Annotated in this window: 15 protein-coding genes; 6 read left to right on the forward strand and 9 right to left on the reverse strand. The window is 67.9% G+C overall.

Annotation, left to right across the window (positions count from 1 at the left end; all coding sequences use genetic code 11):
- Positions 1-24: 24 nt before the first annotated feature.
- The 9 genes from HIV01_RS16340 to HIV01_RS16380 all read right to left on the reverse strand — a co-directional run bounded on the left by HIV01_RS16340 (position 25) and on the right by HIV01_RS16380 (position 8,798).
- Complete coding sequence (locus tag HIV01_RS16340; RefSeq protein ID WP_200608834.1) at positions 25-447, reverse strand: hypothetical protein; 423 nt, start codon at positions 445-447, stop codon at positions 25-27.
- Positions 448-461: 14 nt separating this feature from the next.
- Positions 462-857, reverse strand: coding sequence for a hypothetical protein (locus HIV01_RS16345; RefSeq protein WP_200608832.1), 396 nt, complete (start codon positions 855-857; stop codon positions 462-464).
- Between the two features lie 57 nt (positions 858-914).
- Entirely contained in the window at positions 915-1,232 is a 318-nt protein-coding gene (locus HIV01_RS16350) for a hypothetical protein (RefSeq protein ID WP_200608830.1), read from the reverse strand.
- A gap of 23 nt (positions 1,233-1,255) precedes the next feature.
- Positions 1,256-1,570, reverse strand: a complete 315-nt coding sequence (locus tag HIV01_RS16355; RefSeq protein ID WP_200608828.1) for a hypothetical protein — start codon at positions 1,568-1,570, stop codon at positions 1,256-1,258.
- The gene (locus HIV01_RS16360) at positions 1,567-1,881 is read right to left on the reverse strand and encodes a hypothetical protein (protein WP_200608826.1); all 315 of its coding nucleotides are present in this window, start codon (positions 1,879-1,881) and stop codon (positions 1,567-1,569) included. Before HIV01_RS16360 ends, HIV01_RS16355 begins: the two co-directional genes overlap by 4 nt.
- Before the next feature lie 109 nt (positions 1,882-1,990).
- Entirely contained in the window at positions 1,991-4,555 is a 2,565-nt protein-coding gene (locus HIV01_RS16365; RefSeq protein ID WP_200608824.1) for a TonB-dependent receptor, read from the reverse strand.
- Positions 4,556-4,608: 53 nt separating this feature from the next.
- Positions 4,609-6,636 carry a tetratricopeptide repeat-containing sulfotransferase family protein gene (locus HIV01_RS16370; RefSeq protein WP_200608822.1) on the reverse strand — a complete coding sequence of 676 codons (2,028 nt, stop codon included), beginning with the start codon at positions 6,634-6,636 and terminating at the stop codon, positions 4,609-4,611.
- 127 nt (positions 6,637-6,763) lie between these two features.
- On the reverse strand, positions 6,764-7,960 hold the full coding sequence (gene pcaF, locus HIV01_RS16375) for a 3-oxoadipyl-CoA thiolase (protein ID WP_200608820.1): 1,197 nt from the start codon (positions 7,958-7,960) through the stop codon (positions 6,764-6,766).
- Positions 7,961-7,982: 22 nt separating this feature from the next.
- On the reverse strand, positions 7,983-8,798 hold the full coding sequence (locus HIV01_RS16380) for an IclR family transcriptional regulator domain-containing protein (protein WP_200608818.1): 816 nt from the start codon (positions 8,796-8,798) through the stop codon (positions 7,983-7,985).
- Positions 8,799-8,973: 175 nt separating this feature from the next.
- Here HIV01_RS16380 and HIV01_RS16385 point away from each other — a divergent pair, with 175 nt between their 5' ends.
- Genes HIV01_RS16385 through HIV01_RS16410 form a run of 6 tightly spaced genes read left to right on the forward strand, consistent with a single transcriptional unit; the run spans position 8,974 to position 17,473 of the window.
- Entirely contained in the window at positions 8,974-10,290 is a 1,317-nt protein-coding gene (locus HIV01_RS16385; protein WP_200608816.1) for an aminotransferase family protein, read from the forward strand.
- Between the two features lie 60 nt (positions 10,291-10,350).
- Entirely contained in the window at positions 10,351-11,919 is a 1,569-nt protein-coding gene (locus tag HIV01_RS16390; RefSeq protein WP_200608814.1) for an aldehyde dehydrogenase family protein, read from the forward strand.
- A gap of 7 nt (positions 11,920-11,926) precedes the next feature.
- Positions 11,927-12,775: a CoA transferase subunit A gene (locus HIV01_RS16395; protein ID WP_245156845.1), complete on the forward strand. Its 849-nt coding sequence runs from the start codon at positions 11,927-11,929 to the stop codon at positions 12,773-12,775.
- On the forward strand, positions 12,772-13,566 hold the full coding sequence (locus HIV01_RS16400) for a CoA-transferase subunit beta (RefSeq protein ID WP_207527014.1): 795 nt from the start codon (positions 12,772-12,774) through the stop codon (positions 13,564-13,566). The genes HIV01_RS16395 and HIV01_RS16400 overlap by 4 nt, the downstream gene beginning before the upstream one ends.
- Before the next feature lie 41 nt (positions 13,567-13,607).
- Positions 13,608-14,939 carry an acetyl ornithine aminotransferase family protein gene (locus HIV01_RS16405; protein ID WP_200608810.1) on the forward strand — a complete coding sequence of 444 codons (1,332 nt, stop codon included), beginning with the start codon at positions 13,608-13,610 and terminating at the stop codon, positions 14,937-14,939.
- A 35-nt stretch (positions 14,940-14,974) separates the two neighbouring features.
- Positions 14,975-17,473 carry a CehA/McbA family metallohydrolase gene (locus HIV01_RS16410; RefSeq protein ID WP_245156846.1) on the forward strand — a complete coding sequence of 833 codons (2,499 nt, stop codon included), beginning with the start codon at positions 14,975-14,977 and terminating at the stop codon, positions 17,471-17,473.

The raw sequence follows: 17,473 nt of genomic DNA on the forward strand, positions 1-17,473 counted from the left end.
AGAGGGCCACATCGCTGGCTGCCACTACTGGCACTTGGACGTCACCCCGAGATGAGGGTCCCAGCTACTGCCAGTCTGCGTCAGGTACACCCCCATGGCCATGCAGTCATCAGGATTGCCCGAGAGGATCGCACCGACCTCAATCCGTTCACAGCGATAGAGGTCGCCGTTGCTTCGGCGATACCAGGTGACCGGCCCATAGGCCATGGTGTGGTGAACAAGCCCGGCGTTGGCGGCGACTTCATTGGCGTCGCGGACCACGGCAAGCTCTGAGTCGATAGGTGTCCACGCTTTGGAGCCAAGCACGGTGTTGCAATTTGTGGCGCAGGACGTGAGGAGAAGGGAAGTTGCAAGGACGACAGGAACTTTCATGGCAGCCGACGCACCGCGCGTCCGGTCACGAACATTGACATGCATGCGGCTCAGTTCAACTAGCGCCCCGATCATGGCGGACCCTGGCCTCACCGGAGCTCTGCCAGACACTGTTGCTTGACCGCTGCCAGTGACGATTGAGATACCGATTCCAGAGCAGCGCGACGCAGCGAGCGTTCCTGCTCCTTCGCGGCAGGATTGTCCACGTATCCAGACCCCATGAAGGAAACGCCAAAACAAGGCCTGCCCAGGGCCTGGGCCCGCAAGAACTCAGTCGGATTGATCCGGACAAAGTGGCTCGAGATCACGGCGAGATGCTCAAGTGATTCACCGGGCGGTGTTGTCTGCGCAAGCGCCAGGACCTGGTGGAATGCAGCCGCGTCACCGGAGTCAACGCGAGCGGACAGGTCCGCCACATTGGACTGGGCTGACGCCAGAAACGCGTTGAAAGTGAGCAGCAGGCCGAGTGCGAGGGAACGCTTCATGAGAACTGGCCCCAAGGTTGATCCGAGCCGCGCCGCGGCTTCGGCGTCAAGGATCTGTCAGGCCTCGTCTTCGCGCGACTCGTATGGTTCGCGAAGCCAAGGGTCTTCGGCGCGATCACGAACTGCGCACCAGCCCAGCGGCAAGTCTGCCAGGGCCAGTAGCCCGGAATCACGCTCGACCATGCAGCCAAGGCATACCAGCTTCAGGTCCTCGGTGTCCGTGGTGGTGCCACACAGGAACTGCCAATCGCCGTCAGCGTCGTGGTAGACCTCAAGGATCGGGAATCCGCCTTCCAGCACCTGTCTGGTGGTGAAGGTGCCGGTCTCAACGGGCTCCCGGAATGCCCAGGAATGGAAGTGGTGGGAATGGCTCATCTGAAGCCAAGGCCTGAGTCCTGTCAGGCCGCAGGGTAGCAGCGCCGATGCCATGCGCGGTAGGCGGCATACGTGGCAGCGCCTTGGACCAGGATGAAGAAAGCGATCACGGTCAGAACAAACAGTGGCACGAAGAAATCAACGAGCCATGGGATGAGGAGCCTGGCGAACCCCAGCGTGAGTGGCACACCAGCAAAGAAACCCAGCAGGATGCATGCGGTCGCCGCGACCTCGCTGATGCCTGTCTGCCTGGCGAAGTCCGGCTGAAACGGGGCATTTGGGCTTGAGTTGCGCAAGAAAAGCCAGAATGCCTTGCGGAAGGACAGGGGACGGGTCACGGCGGGCTTCCAGGAGACAGCCTCCTCAGAGCGTCCTCACTGTGAAGCTTGAAGAACAGCCATACCGCGATCGGCGGCGCCAGTGCAGGCAAGCCGTAGAGCCATCGGCTCTTACCTTGGGCCGCGGCGGCTTTGCCGATGAACCACGCGGCGACAACGTTGAGAAGCCAGACAGCCACGATCGCGAGATCGGCCGGATAGCCCAGTTCGGAAAGGCCCATGACTGCCCCCGTGCCTCCGAGGATCTCAAGCCCCAGGAGCCAGCCGGCTCTACGCAGATTTGTTTCAGCAAGAGAGAACGGATCGAACATGAGGTCTAACGCCTGAAAGCCGCGGCTGCGGTGCCAAAAAAACAAGCCGGCGGCAACCCCCCGATTGCCGCCGGCTTCCCTCACCCCATACCTCTTGTCGCACTTCCCCTTAGAACTTCTGCCCGAACCGGATGCCGATCGTGCGCGGCTGGTTGGTCACGGTGTAGATCTGGCCGTTCGGATACTCCGGCACCACGCCCGAAGCACCGCACACCGTCTCCGCGCAGCTGGCGAACCGGTAGATGTCCGCGCGCTCGTCGAAGATGTTGTTGATGTACATGCTCAACGACCAGTTGTTGCGGGCGACGCCCACCGAGAAGTCCGCCACGGTGTACGCATCCAGCTCGCCGAGGATGCCGCGTTCGAGGATGCGCAGGTCAGACGTGCGCTGACCCACGTGCACCACGTCGCCCTGCACGAAGGCATCCATCGAGCCCAGCGTGAAGTTGTAGCGGGCGATGATGTTGCCCTTGAACTCCGGCGTGACCGGCAGGCGCGTGCCGTCCGGTGCTTCCGGATCGGCGCAGTCGGTGACCGGGTTGCCGGCGTCGTCGGTGAAGCCGCAGTAGTTCTCGGTCAGCTGGGCGTCGTAGAACGCCACGCCGGCACCGATCTGCAGGTTGTAGGTCGCCGCCCAGTTCACGTCCATTTCCAGGCCGTCAATGCTGGCCTGGTTGGCGTTCTTGATCTCGGTCAGGCCGTTGGCGCCGAGGATGGAGAACTGGAAGTCTTCCCACTCCTGGTGGAACACCGAGCCGTTGAAGGTGACGCGGTTGTCGGCCCAGCTGGTTTTCCAGCCCATCTCGTAGTTGGTCAGGTAGTCCGACAGGTACGGCGGCAGCGTGCCGCGGCGGTTGATGCCGCCCGGACGGTAGCCTTCCGACCAGGTGCCATAGATCATCTTGGTCGGCGTGATCTGCCAGGTCAGGTTGGCCTTGCCCAGGTTGCCGCTTTCCTTGACCGTCTTGTCGAAGATCTGGCACGGGGCGCCATTGAACGACGGCCAGTTGGCCGGGTCCGGACCGAACTGCTCGATACAGATCGACTCGCCGTACGAGGAACCCGACGACCAGCCGTCACTGAAGCCGAAGAAGCCCTTGAGGCTGTTCTCCGAGCGGAAGTGGCGGCCGCCGATGGTGCCGATCAGCACTTCGGGGATGAAGTCGTACGAGAACTCGCCGAAGATCGCCTCGTCCTTGTCTTCGCGGTCCTGCTTGGTCAGCCAGATGGTGTCGGGCCAGCCGGTGATGGAGTACTGCGAACCGAAGCCGTCGATCTTGTAGCGCTGTTCGATGTCGTGCTTCTGGTCCTGGTAGAACAGGCCGGCGGTGAGGCGGAAGCGGTCTTCGCTCGGCGAGCTCAGGCGCAGCTCGTGGCTGTCCTTCTTGTAGCGGTCCTTGCCCTGGATGTACTGGGAGGGGTTGATGAAGTTGTCGTTGTCGTCGTAGGCGCTGTAGGAGGCCAGCGTGTCGTACCAGAAGCCGTAGTCGTTGTAGTCGGAGTCGACGTCGACGTCGCGCTTGAGGTGGCCGTAGGCGTAGGTCAGGTCGAAGTTGCCGATCTTGCCTTCCACCGTCATGGCGGCCTGCCACCAGCGGTCGTCCGACCTCTCCTTGTAGAAGTGGCTGATCGCCAGGTCGCCGACTTCGCGGTCGGTGAAGAAGGCGCCGTTGGCCACGGCCTTCTGGCCCATGATCATCGGCGTGATCGCCCAGTTCTCGTTGATGTCCCAACGCAGGGCCATGCGCGCGCCGGTGGTGTCGACGTCGTTGTAGTCGTCCTCGGCGCGGCCCGTGCAGACCAGCAGGTCGTTGCTGGTGCAGTTGCGGTTGGTCAGCACGCCGCCCCAGCTGCCGCGGACGTCGTCGCTGGTGTCCCCCGGCGTGCCGCCGTCGTCGACGCGGATCGGGAACTGGCGGTCCTGCGGCTTGTTGTCGATGTAGCCCGCGTCGTGCTGGTTCCAGCCGACCAGGCGGAATGCGGCCGAGTCGCTGAGCGGTACGTTGACGAAGCCTTCCTCGATGTGGCCGATGCCGCCGCCACTGACGCTGTTGAGCTCGAGGTCGTAGCCGGCGGCGAAGGCGCCGGAGTCGGGCTTGTTGGTGATGATGCGCAGCGCACCGGCCTGGGCGCTGGCGCCGTACAGCGTGCCCTGCGGGCCGGACAGCGCCTCGACGCGGGCGACGTCGTAGATGTGCAGGTCGAGCGGGCCCTGGATGGTGGTGATCGGCTGCTCGTCGAGGTACACGCCCACGCTCGGCAGCGAGCCGGAGTGGTTGCCGTCGCCGCCGCTGGCGACGCCGCGCATGTAGATCTGCGAGAAGCCGGGACCGAAGGTCTGGTAGGAGACGCTCGGCAGGAACTTAACGTAGTCCTCGAAATCGGTGACGTTGAGTTCGTCGAGCTTCTGCTCGCCCAGCACTTCGATGCTGATCGGCACCTTCTGCAGGTTCTCCGAACGCTTCTGCGAGGTCACCGTGACCGTATCGAGGACGAGCGCCTCGCGCTGGCCTGCGGTGGTCTGCGTGGGCTGGGCCGGTTGCGCCGGCTGCGTGGCGGCATCCTGGGCGAACGCCGGTGAGGCGAACGCCAGGCAGATGGCTGCCGTCAGCGGAAAGCGCTTGAGTCGCGCGGGCGCGACGTGTGTACGTGATCTACTGCCGGACTTCTGCATCGTTCTTCTCTCCCCAGACGGACGAAATAGCGCGGAAACCGAACTGCTTGCTTTCAATTTTCCCCAGGTGGCTCGGGGTAGGCGTCGAGCACCGGGCCCAGTGCCGCCTTGAGCGGTTCGAGCCAGGGTTCGTAATGGCGCCACTGATCGAGGCCTTCGCGGAAGATCGGCTTGCGCACCTGTTCGGAGCTGGCGGTGCGCACCGGCCGTTCGTTCTCGAAGAAGCGCAGGCACTGCGCCTCGAAGGGCAGGCCGCAGGCGTCGAGCAGGCGGCGGACTTCGGCCTCGGTGTCGTCGACCATGCGCTCATAGATCACGCGATGGACGCGGCCGGGCAGGACACGGTCGAAATGCGACATGAGCGCGACATAGTCGCGGTAGAAGCGGCCGATGTCGTCGAGGCTGTAGCTGAAGCCCTGGCCGCGGGCGAAGTGCTGCTTGAAGTTGGAGAAGCAGCACGCCAGCGGATGCCGGCGCGCGTCGATGATGCGTGCGTTGGGCAGCATCAGGTGGATCAGGCCGACGTGCATGAAGTTGTTGGGCATCTTGTCGATGAACAACGGCGCGTCGGTGTGGCGGTGGATACGCGTGCGGTCGAGGTAGCGGCGGCCGATCGCGCGCAGCTCGTCGCCGTCGAGCGTGGCCAGCACGTCGTGGTAACGACCAGGGCCGGCGGCATCGGCAGCGGCGCGCGAGCGCAGTTCGCGGCTGATGGTGGTGACTTCCGACAGCTCCATCGTGCCTTCGACCAGGCTGTGGCTGGACAGGATCTGCTCAAGCAGCGTCGATCCCGACCTCGGCAGGCCGACGATGAATATCGGATCACGGGCCTGCTCGCCGCTGCCCGCCCGGCGCGCGAAGAACTCGCGCGTGTACAGCTGGCGGACGTGTTCGACCTTGGCCGTGGTGGCGCCGGCGTTGTAGTCGATCTGATCGTGGCGGAGGGCATTGGCGCGCGCGTAGTGCCCGAATGAACCCTCGTAGTCGGCGCTGTCCTCGAGCGCCTTGCCCAGTGCGAAGTCCAGGTGCAGGCGGTTGTCGTCGGACAGCCGCGGCTGCGCCAGCTGCGCGCGCATGGTCTCGATGTCCTGGGCGGTGAAACGCAGGGTCTTCAGGTTGGCCAGGCTCCACCAGGCTTCGCCCAGCGACGGTTCCAGCGCGATGCAGCGGCGGTAGGCGGCGATCGACTCGTCCTGGCGGCCGGCGGTCTTGAGCGCGTGGCCGTAGCTCATCCACGCGCGTGTCTGGCGCGGGTACGCACGAAGGATGCCCTCGTAGAGGTCGATCGCCGTGGTGTAGTCGCCGATGCGGCACAGCACGGCCGCCTTGAGGTTGCGATAGCCGGGGTTGTCCGGCGCGGCGGCGAGCAGCGTGTCGATCTGCACCAGCGCCTGCTCGGACTTGTTGCCGCGGTGCAGGACCAGCGCGTAGTGCTGGCGTGCGGCGTGGAAGTCCGGGGCCAGCTCAAGGCAGCGCGCCAGCAGGGCCTCGGCGTCGCTGCCGCGGTCCAGGCGCGCGGCCAGCTCGGCGGACATGCGCAGCGCGGCCACGTCGTTGGGCGACCTCGCCAGGTGAGCGCGCAGCAGTGCCTCGGCTTCGGGAATGCGGTTCTCGGCCAGGGCTGCACCGGCGCGCAACAGTGCCGGGTCGCGGCTCGAAAAGCGAACGTGCTGGTTGTAGGCGGCCTGCGCGGCAACGCTGTCGCCGGTTGCGTGGAGGTGTTCGCCCAGGGCCAGCCAGGCCGTGGGCAGGTCGGGCTTGAGTGCGACCGCGCGCTGCAGGGCCTGCAGGGCTTCGTCGCCGCGACCGTTGCGGCCCAGCGCGATGCCCAGTTCCAGTTGCGTGCGTGCCGAACCCGGTTGCGCCTGGGCCAGCGGTTCGAGCACGGCCAATGCGCCGACATGGTCGCCGCAGGCCGTGCGCGAAGCGCCCAGCACCAGCAGCGCGGTCGGGTGGCCGGGCAGATGCTGGAGGATCTCCGCGGCCTGTGCCGCGGCCAGCGCCGGTTGCTCGTCCAGAAGCCGCACGGCATGGGCCAGTGCGATCTCGAGGGTGGCAGTGGGCTCGGGTGCGGCGCTCATGCTGGGTCTCACGCGTGACAGGACGGCGGGGGCTGGCAGTGCGGTGACGCCACCTGACTATGCCGAATCAGGCTGCAAGAATCACCAATTTTTAACAGTAAGCGGTCTGGGTGGTTCAGTGACTGGTTCACGAAACGCGCTCCAGGGCCACGGCGACACCCTGTCCCACACCGACGCACATCGACAGCAACGCCCGTTGCGGGCCCTTCCTCCCCGGAGCAAGGGTTTCCAGTTCATGCATCGCCGTCAGGGTGAGCCGGGCGCCGCTGGCCCCGAGCGGATGGCCGAGCGCGATCGCGCCGCCATTCGGGTTGACCCGCGGGCTGTCGTCGGCCAGGCCGAGCGCGCGCGTGACCGCCAGCACCTGGGCGGCAAAGGCCTCGTTGATCTCGATCGTGTCGAAGTCGTCCAGGCCCAGCCCCAGCCGCGGCAACAGCCGGCCGATTGCCGGCACCGGCCCGATTCCCATCGTCCGCGGTGCCACGCCGGCGCTGGCCATGCCGAGCACGCGGGCGCGCGGCGTCAGGCCATGGCGCGAAATCGCGTCCTCGCTGGCGAGCAGCAGTGCGCAGGCGCCGTCGTTGATGCCCGAGGCGTTGCCGGCGGTGATGCTGGTGCCGGCGCCCAGGGCTGGCGCCAGTGTCGAAAGCTTTTCCAGCGTGGTGTCGGCGCGCGGCTGCTCGTCGCTGTCGAGCTTGCCCGCCGCCATCAGTTCGCGGGCGAGGCGGCCGCTGGCGATGGCCCGCGCCGCGCGCTGCTGCGAGCGCAAGGCGAACGCATCCTGGTCGGCGCGGGCGATGCCGTGTTCGTCGGCGAGGTTCTGCGCGGTGCGCATCATCGGGTCGACGCCGTGCAGTGCCTCGAACTTCGGATTGACGAAGCGCCAGCCCAGGGTGGTGTCCTGCAGGGTCTGGTCGCGGTTGAACGCGTCCTCGGCCTTGCCCATCACATAGGGCGCGCGCGACATGCTCTCGACGCCGCCGGCGATCACCAGAGCGGCCTCGCCCAACGCAATCGCGCGCGCGGCCTGGCCGACGGCCTCCAGCCCGGACGCGCACAGACGGTTCACGGTGACGCCCGGCACCGACAGCGGCAGGCCGGCCAGCAGCAGTGCCATGCGTGCGACGTTGCGGTTGTCTTCGCCGGACTGGTTGGCGCAGCCGAGGATGACCTCGTCGATGGCCGCCGGATCGAGCCCGGCATTGCGCTGCATCAACTGCCGGATCGGCAGGGCGGCGAGGTCGTCGGCTCGCACCATCGACAGGCCGCCGCGATAACGGCCGAACGGCGTGCGCACGCCGTCGCAGAGATAGACGGGGCGCATGCCGTGCATCAGCGGACCGCCCTCATGCAGTCACCGCCTGCAACCGGTTCGCCGGTACGCAACCCTCGATCGCCTGCGCGGTCTGCTCCAGTTGCGGCAGCACGTTCTCGAGCGCGTGGCGCGAGGCATCGGGGTGGTAGGGCATGGACACGTTGATGGCCGTGGCGATCCTGCCCTGCGCATTGCGCAGCGGCACCGCGATCGAGCACAGGCCCAGTTCCAGTTCCTGCTCGACGTAGGCGTAACCCTGCATGCGCACGTCGGAGATGATCCGGCGCAGGCGGCGCAGGTCGGTCTGCGTGTGCGGCGTCAGCCGGGTCGGCTTGCACTGCGCCAGCCAGCTATCGAGTTCGGCATCGTCCAGGCCCGACAGCAGCACGCGGCCCATCGCCGCGCAGAACGCCGGCAGGCGCGCGCCGACGCCCAGGCTCACGCTCATCACGCGCTGGCCGGGCACGCGCAGCACGTAGACGATCGATTGCCCGTCGAGCACCGCCATCGAACTGCTCTGGCGCACCTTGCGCGCCAGGTCTTCCATCAGCGGCTGGGCCAAGTCGGTGAGGTTGAGCGAGCCCAGGTAGCCGAAGCCCAGTTCGAGCACGCGCGGGCCGAGCATGAACTCGCGGCCGACGGCGCGGACGTAACCCAGGTGCTGCAGGGTCAGGACCAGGCGCCGTGCCGCGGCGCGCGACAGTCCGGTGCGCGTGGCGATGTCGGCCAGGCCCAGGCGGTTGCGGTCGCGTCCGAAGGCCGACAGTACCGACAGCCCGCGCGCCAGCGACTGCACGTAGTCGCCGCCATCCTCGAACTGGTCCGAGCCCTCTGCTTTCCTCGGCATGCCGGGTTCCTTCGCTCCATCGTCGTGACGCGTTGCGGTCATCGCGCACATCGGCGCGGACCGGATTGACGACGAGATTAGGGCTTCCGTAGAGTGGTGCGCAATACGCACATCAGTGCGCATAGCGCACAAATCTGTTGCTGGGGAGGCAGGCAGTCGATGGGGTCAGTCGATAGTGATTGCTGAGCGCGACAGTGTCCTGCACAGCTGGTCGGTGCAGGCCGACTGGGACGCACCGACCGTGGTCGGTGGTCGCGGCGCGCGCCTGCGCCTGGCCGATGGTCGCGAAATCCTCGACATGAGCAGCCTGGCCGAGTGCAGCAATCTCGGCCACCAGCATCCGCGCCTGATCGAGGCCATCCGCTCCCAGGCCGAGCGGCTGTGCTTCGTCACCAACGCCTGGGGTGCCACGCCGCGCGCCGAACTGGCACAGGCGCTGCTGGAGCGTTCCGGATTCGAGGGCGGACGGGTCTTCTTCACCCTCGGTGGCGCCGACGCCAACGAGCACGCCGTGCGGATCGCACGCCAGGCCGCGCGCAAGCCCGGTGGCGCCATCATCGCCCGCGAGCGCTCGTACCACGGTGCGACGCAGCTGGCGATGGCACTGTCCGGCGACAGCCGCGCGCATTCGCTCGGCATCGATCCGCGCGCACTGGGCGTGCACCATGTGCCGCCGCCGTACGGCTATCGCTGCCCGTTTGGTGGCCGCGACGAAGTGCAATGCGGCGACCGCGCCGCCGCGGCCGTGGCCGATCGCATCGACGACCTCGGTGTCGACAAGGTCGCCGCCGTGATCATGGAGCCAGATGCCGGCACCAACGGCATCGTCGCCCCCGACAACTACTGGCCGGCGCTGCGCAAGCACACCGCCGACCGCGGCGTCTGGCTGATCGCCGACGAGGTGATGAGCGCATTCGGTCGCTGTGGCGAATGGTTCGCCTGGCAGCGCCATGGCGAGGCCGGCCGTCCCGACCTGATGACGCTGGCCAAGGGCCTCACCGGCGCCGCGTTGCCGCTGGGCGCGGTGGTGCTCAGCGCCGAGGTTGCGGCGACGCTGGAGCACGAGATGCTGTACTCCGGCCTGACCTACTGCGGCCACCCGCTGGCCTGCGCCGCCGGCGTGGCGGCGTTGCGGGCCTATGAGGAAGAAGGCCTGATCGCGCGATCGCGCGCGCTGGGTGCGCAGTTGCTGGTGCAGTTGCAGCAGCTGCAGTCGCGCCATCGCGTCATTGGTGATGTGCGCGGCGGCCACGGTCTGTTCGCGGTGATCGAACTGGTCGCCGACCGCGATAGCCGCGCGCCGCTGGCGCCGTGGCCGCAGACACCGCCGGCGCTGAAGTCGCTGGTAGATACCGCGATGGCGCAGGGCGTCTCGTTCGCCACGCGCGGAAACCTGATCGTGCTGGCGCCGCCGCTGGTGGTCAGCGAGGCCGAACTGGCCGACGCGGTATCGCTGCTCGATCGCCTGCTGGCGCAGTTCTTCGCCAAATGATCCCGAAAACAGACACGCCTTCATCCATTCCGCGATCGTCCTGACCGCAGCGAGGCCGCCATGAGCTTCCGCCTGACCTACGCCACGATGTTCAACCCGCCCGAGGCGATGCACGAGCGCTTCGAGGCCGCGATGGCCCGGGTCAGTGCCGACCTCGGCCGGCGCCACGAACTGTTCATCAACGGCGAGGACCGGCCGGCGGCGAACCACGCGCAGCGGCGCAGCCCGATCGACAGCGCGTTGTCGCTGGGCGAGTTCGCGCTGGCCAATGCCGGCGATGTCGACAGTGCGATGCGGGCCGCGCATGCCGCGTTCCCGGCCTGGCGCGCGTTGCCGGTGGCCGAGCGCGCACGCCTGATGCGCAAGGTCGGTGACCTGATGGAGGAGCGCGTCTACGACATCGCCGCGGCGCTGACCCTCGAAGTCGGCAAGAACCGCATGGAGGCGCTGGGCGAGGCTCAGGAGACGGTCGACTTCTTCCACTACTACGCCGACGACTACGAACAGAACGCCGGCTACGACCGGCCACTGCCGAACGACCCGCTCGAGGGCACCGTCTCGCGCAACCGCAGCGTGATGCGGCCGCACGGCGTGTGGGTGGTGATCGCGCCGTTCAACTTCCCGTTCGCGCTGGCCGGCGGACCGGTCGCCGCCGCGCTGGTCACCGGCAACACGGTGGTGGTCAAGGCCGCCAGCGACACGCCCTGGTCCGGCCGCCTGCTGGCCGACTGCATCCGCGACGCCGGCTTGCCGCCGGGCGTCTTCAACTACGTGTCCGGGTCGGGCCGCGAGGTCGGCGAGGCACTGGCGCAGCATCCGCTGACCGCCGGCATCACCTTCACCGGCTCGGTCGGCGTGGGCATGCAGCTGTTGCGGCAGATGGCCGGCGGCGCCTATCCGCGGCCGTGCATCGCCGAGATGGGCGGCAAGAATCCGTGCATCGTCACCGAAAACGCCGACCTCGAGCGCGCCGCCACCGGCATCGTCCGTTCGGCCTTCGGCATGGGCGGGCAGAAGTGCTCGGCGCTGTCGCGGCTGTACGTGCACGACAGCGTTGCCGACCAGTTGATCGGACTGCTGCGCGGCAAGATCGAGGCGATCCGCATTGGCGATGCACGCAGTCGCGAGAACTGGCTTGGACCGGTCATCAACGACAGCGCCTACGGCAACTACGCCCACTACATGCAGCAGCTGCAGTCCGATGGCGCGACCGTGGTCGCCGGCGGGCGCCAGTTGCGCGATGGCGACCTGGCGCGTGGCTACTACGTCGAGCCGGTGCTGGCCGAGGCCGACCTGGCGCACCCGCTGTGGAAGCAGGAGATGTTCCTGCCGATCGTGATGCTGCACCGCTATCGCGACCGCGAACACGCGATGCGCCTGGCCAACGACACCGACATGGGCCTCACCGCCGGCTTCTATGGCGGCAGCGACGAAGTGCCGTGGTTCCAGGACCGCATCGAAGCCGGCGTGACCTACGCCAACCGTCCGCAAGGCGCGACCACCGGCGCCTGGCCGGGCTACCAGCCGTTCGGCGGATGGAAGGGCTCGGGCTCGACCGGCAAGGCGATCGCCTCGTTCTATTACCTGCAGCAGTACCTGCGCGAACAGTCGCGCACGGTCGTGGAGTAAGCGGTCGATGCGATTGATGCCGTTGCGCGAAGCACTCGCCGCCCATGTCGCCGACGGCGACTGCGTGGCACTGGAAGGTTTCACCCACCTGATTCCGTTCGCCGCCGGCCACGAGTTGATCCGCCAGGGCCGGCGCAACCTGCACCTGGTGCGGATGACGCCGGACCTGATCTACGACCAGTTGATCGGCATGGGTTGCGCGAAGCGGCTGACGTTTTCCTGGGGCGGCAATCCGGGCATCGGCTCGCTGCACCGGCTGCGTGATGCGGTCGAGCACGGCTGGCCGCGGCCGCTGGAACTCGACGAGCACAGCCACGCCGGCATGGCGGCGGCGTTCTGCGCCGGCGCGGCGCGGCTGCCGTTCGGCATGCTGCGCGGCTATCTCGACAACGACCTCGACAAGGTCAATCCGCGCATCGGCCGCATCGAGTGCCCGTTCACCGGCGAGCGCCTGGCGGCGGTGCCGGCGATCAATCCCGACGTCACCATCCTGCATGCGCAGTGCGCCGACCGCGAAGGCAACGTCGCCATCCAGGGCATCATCGGCGCGCAGCGCGAAGCAGCGCTGGCGGCCGGTGCGCTGGTGGTCACGGTCGAAGAGATCGTCGACCAGCTGGCGCCGGCCATGAACGGCATCGTCCTGCCGCACTGGACGGTGGACGCGGTGGTGCATTGCCCGGGTGGTGCCTACCCGTCCTACGCACATGGCCATTACTCGCGCGACAACAGCTTCTATCAGCGCTGGGACGCGATCTCGCGCGACCGCGACGGCTTCAACGACTGGATGCGCGCGCACGTGCTGGAAACCAACGACCACGCCGGCTTCCTCGCCAGCCTGCGGGCGGAGGCGGCATGAGCGCAGCCACCCGCGATGAATGGATGACAGTGGCGGCCGCGCGCATGCTGTGGAACCGCTGCGTCTGCTTCGTCGGCATCGGCCTGCCGAGTGCGGCCTGCAACCTGGCGCGGTTCACGCATGCACCCGACATCGTGCTGATCTACGAGTCGGGCACGATCGGCACGCGGCCGGACGTGCTGCCGCTGTCGATCGGCGACGGCGAACTGGCGCAGACCGCGTCGTTCGTGGTGCCGCTGCCGGAAGTGTTCAGCCACTACCTGCAGGCCGGACGGGTCGATGTCGGTTTCCTCGGCGCGGCCCAGATCGACCGCTACGGCAACCTCAACAGCACCGTGATCGGACCTTACGAGTCCCCGACCACGCGCCTGCCGGGCGCCGGTGGTGCGCCGGAGATCGCGGCGCATGCGCGCCAGACCTTCGTCATGCTCAAGGCGTCGCCGCGCAGCCTCGTGGAGCAGCTGGATTTCCGCACCTCCGCCGGCTATCTCGATGGCCACGGCGCGCGCGCCAGGACCGGTGCGACCGGCGACGGCCCGCGCGCGGTCATCACCGATTTCGGCATCCTCACCCCGCACCCGCGCAGCGACGAGCTGCGACTGAGCGCGCTCTACGCCGGCGCCACCGTCGAGGAGGCCCGCGCGGCGGTGGCCTCGCCGTTGCTGCTGGCCGAGACGGTGGAAACCATCGCCGCGCCGAGCGAGTCGGAGCTGGCGATCCTGCGCGCGCTGCATGCGCGCACGCGCGAGGCCCATTCGCGGCCGGTAGTGCTGCCGACCCTCCTGACCTGACACTGCACGCCATCCAAGTGCACGCCACCCAAGAGCACGCCATGCGCAACGACCACATCCGTACCGAACTGCCTGGCCCGAAGGCGCGCGCGATGATCGAGCGCGACGCGCGCGTGATCTCGCCGTCGTACCCGCGCGACTACCCGTTCGTGATGTCGCACGGCCGCGGCACGCAGGTCTGGGACGTCGATGGCAACCGTTTCCTCGATTTCGCCGCCGGCATCGCCGTATGCAGCACCGGCCACGCCCACCCGCAGGTGGTGCAGGCGGTGAAGGACGCGGCCGACCAGTTCCTGCATATCTCCAGCGATTACTGGCACGAGCAGATGACCGGGCTCGGCGAGCGCCTGGCGAAGATCGCACCAATGAAAGGCGGGGAAGCCATGAGCTTCCTGTGCCAGTCCGGCACCGAGTCGGTGGAAGCGGCGATCAAGCTGGCGCGCTACGTCACCGGCCGGCCGCGTTTCATCGGTTTCCTCGGCGGCTTCCACGGTCGCTCGATGGGCTCGCTGGCCTTCACCTCCAGCAAGTACACGCAGCAGAAGGGCTTCTTCGCCACGATGCCGGGCGTCACCCACGTGCCCTACCCGAATCCGTACCGGCCGCTGTTCGCCGGCACCGACCAGGGCGTGGCCGTGCTCGACTACATCCGCATGCTGTTCGAACGCAGCGTGCCGGCGGCCGAAGTCGCCGGCATCCTGGTCGAGCCGATCCAGGGCGAGGGCGGCTATGTCGTGCCGCCCGACAGCTTCCTCGCCGGGCTGCGCGAGCTGTGCGACGAGCACGGCATCCTGCTGATCTTCGACGAAGTGCAGTCGGGCATCGGCCGCAGCGGCCGCATGTTCGCCAGCCAGCATTGGGGCGTGAAGCCCGACATCATGACCCTGGCCAAGGGCCTCGGCTCGGGCTTGCCGATCGGTGCGATGGTCGCCTCGGCCAGCCTGATGTCGCAGTGGAAGCGCGGCGCGCACGGCAACACCTACGGCGGCAACCCGCTCGCCTGCGCGGCGGCCAATGCCACCATCGACCTGGTCGCCGGTGGTTTCGCCGACAACGCCGAGCAGGCCGGTGGTTACTTCACCTCCAAGTTGCGCGAGCTGATGCGCGACTACGCCTGCATCGGCGAAGTCCGCGGCCGCGGCCTGATGATCGGCATGGAGCTGGTCGAATCCGATCCGGCGCGCACGCCGGCGCGGGCGCTGTGCGATGCGGTCATCACCCGCGCGTTCCACAACGGCCTGTTGCTGCTGTCGTGCGGCACCAGCACGGTGCGCTTCATGCCGCCGTTGAACGTTGAACGCGCCGAGATCGACGAGGCGATCGCGCTGCTGCGGATTAGTCTCGACGAAGCGCTGGCCGGAACGCGGGGCTGAGCCGGGTGCGCTGCCGCCGTCCGCGTATCTCCGCCGTGTTGCTGCTGGCGGTCGCGCTCGCAGGCGTGGACACGGCCGTCGCGGCCGGTCGCGAGCCCGTGCTCAAGCAGGTCGACCTGCCGCACAGCTACTACTGGCGCGAGCTCTACCTGCCGCAGCTGACCACCGGCCCGTCGTCGGCGAGTTTCCTGTCCGATGGCCAGTCGCTGGTGTACAGCATGGCCGGCTCGCTCTGGCGCCAGCGCATCGGCGAGACCGAAGCGGTCGAACTCACCCACGCGCAGGGCGCCTACGACTACCAGCCCGATGTCGCCCGCGACGGACGCAGCGTGGTGTTCACCCGCTACGACGGCGCCGGCATGGAACTGTGGCGGCTCGACCTCGCAAGCGGCCGAGCGCAGGCACTGACCACTGGCGGCGCGATAAATGTCGAGCCGCGACTTTCGCCCGACGGCAAGCGCATCGCCTGGGTGTCGACGCAGGGCACCGGGCATTTCAACCTGTTCATCGCCGAGATCGACGGCAACGGCCTGCACAACGCCAGGCTGTTGCTGGGCGAGCGCCGCAGCACGCTCGATCGCTACTACTACTCGGCGGTCGACCACGCGATCAATCCGTCGTGGTCGCCCGATGGCAAGCGGATTGTTTTCGTCGGCAACGCAGAAATCGCCTGGGGCAGCGGTGACATCTGGTCGGTCAGTCTCAACACCCGCGCCCCGGTCCGCATCCTGCGCGAGGAAACCAGCTGGAGCGCGCGTCCGGAACTGGCGCCCGATGGCCGTCGCCTGCTGTACGCCGGCTACCACGGTCGCCAGACCCACCAGCTGTGGCTGAGCACGATCGATGGCGCGCCGCCGCTGCCGCTGACCTTTGGCGAAGGCGATCGCCGCAACGCACGCTGGTCGCCCGATGGTCGCCGCATCGCCTTCATCGGCCAGGACGCGAACGGCAATAGCGCCTTGTCGGTGATGGAGGTGATCGGCGGTGCGACGCAGGCGGTGCTGGCGAAACAGCGACGCACGCTGGCGCCGACCGCACGCCTGCAGATCCAGGTCCGCGACGGTCGCGGCCGCGACGTGCCCGCGCGCGTGAGCGTGCAGGGCAGCGACGCCCGCGCACACGCACCGGCCGATGCCTGGATGCATGCCGACGACGGCTTCGACCGCGCGGCGCAGGCGACCGAGAGCCACTACTTCCATTGCGCTTCGCCGTGCCTGCTCGACGTGCCGGCCGGGAGCACGTCGGTCACCGTGCAGCACGGCTTCGCCCACGTGCCGTGGGCGCGCAGGCTCGACCTGGCCGCGGGCAGCACGACCACGCTGCACGCCGACCTGCAGGCACAGGCGCTGCCGTCCGCGTTCGGCAAGTGGCTTAGCGCCGACCTGCACGTGCACATGAACTACGGCGGGCACTACTTCAACTCGCCGTCCCATCTGGCCCTGCAGGCGCGTGCCGAGGACCTCGACGTCGTCGAGAACCTGATCGTCAACAAGGAACAGCGCATCCCCGACATCGGCCACTTCGGCGAGTCGGTGGATACCGGCCCGGTGCGCATCGCCAATGCGCAGGAATTCCACACCAGCTTCTGGGGCCACCTGGGCCTGCTCAACCTGCGCGACCACTACCTCACCCCGGACTTCTCCGCCTACCGCCACACGGCGATGGCCAGCCCGTACCCGCACAACGGCGTGATCGCCGATCTGGCGCATGCGCAGCAGGGCGTGGTGGGCTACGTGCATCCGTTCGACACCGTGCCCGACCCGGCCAAGGATCCGGTGCTGAGCCACCAGCTGCCGGCCGACGTCGCCAACGGCAAGGTCGACTACCTCGAAGTGGTCGGCTTCAGCGATCACAAGGCCACCGCCGCGGTCTGGTACCGGCTGTTGAACCTCGGCTACCGGCTGCCGGCCGGGGCCGGCACCGATGCCATGGCCAACTACGCGTCGTTGCGCGGGCCAGTGGGAATGAACCGCGTGTTCCTCGAACAGCGCGGCGGCGACGACCTGCTGGCATCGCTGAAGCAGGGGCACAGCTTCGTCAGCAACGGCCCGCTGCTTGGACTGCTGGTGGCCGACCGCAAGCCTGGCGACACGCTGGCGATGGCTGCGCCGGGTCCCACGAAGTACAAGGTCGCGCTGCGCTCGCCGGTGGCCGTCGATCACCTGGAGCTCGTCCACAACGGCCAGGTCGTGAAGCAGTTCGAACTCGGCGGCGACCGCCGCAGCTTCGATGGCGAGGGCGAAGTGGACGTGGCGCAGGGCGGCTGGCTGCTGCTGCGCGCCTCGAACGACGGCGCCGACCCGCAGCTGCTGGACCTGTACCCGTACGCGACCACCAATCCGGTCTGGCTCGACGTCCCGGGCGGTGCGCCGCCCGCCCGCGAGGACGCCGCCTACTTCGCCGCCTGGCTCGGCCGCGTGATCGAAGCCGCAGCCGCCCGCGACGACTACAACGACGCCGAAGAAAAACGTGCGACGCTCGACTACCTGAGCGCGGCGCAGGCCATCTACCAGGGAAAGGCGCGGGGGAAATGA

The sequence above is a fragment of the Lysobacter arenosi genome, assembly GCF_016613475.2.
GTDB lineage: Bacteria > Pseudomonadota > Gammaproteobacteria > Xanthomonadales > Xanthomonadaceae > Lysobacter_J > Lysobacter_J arenosi.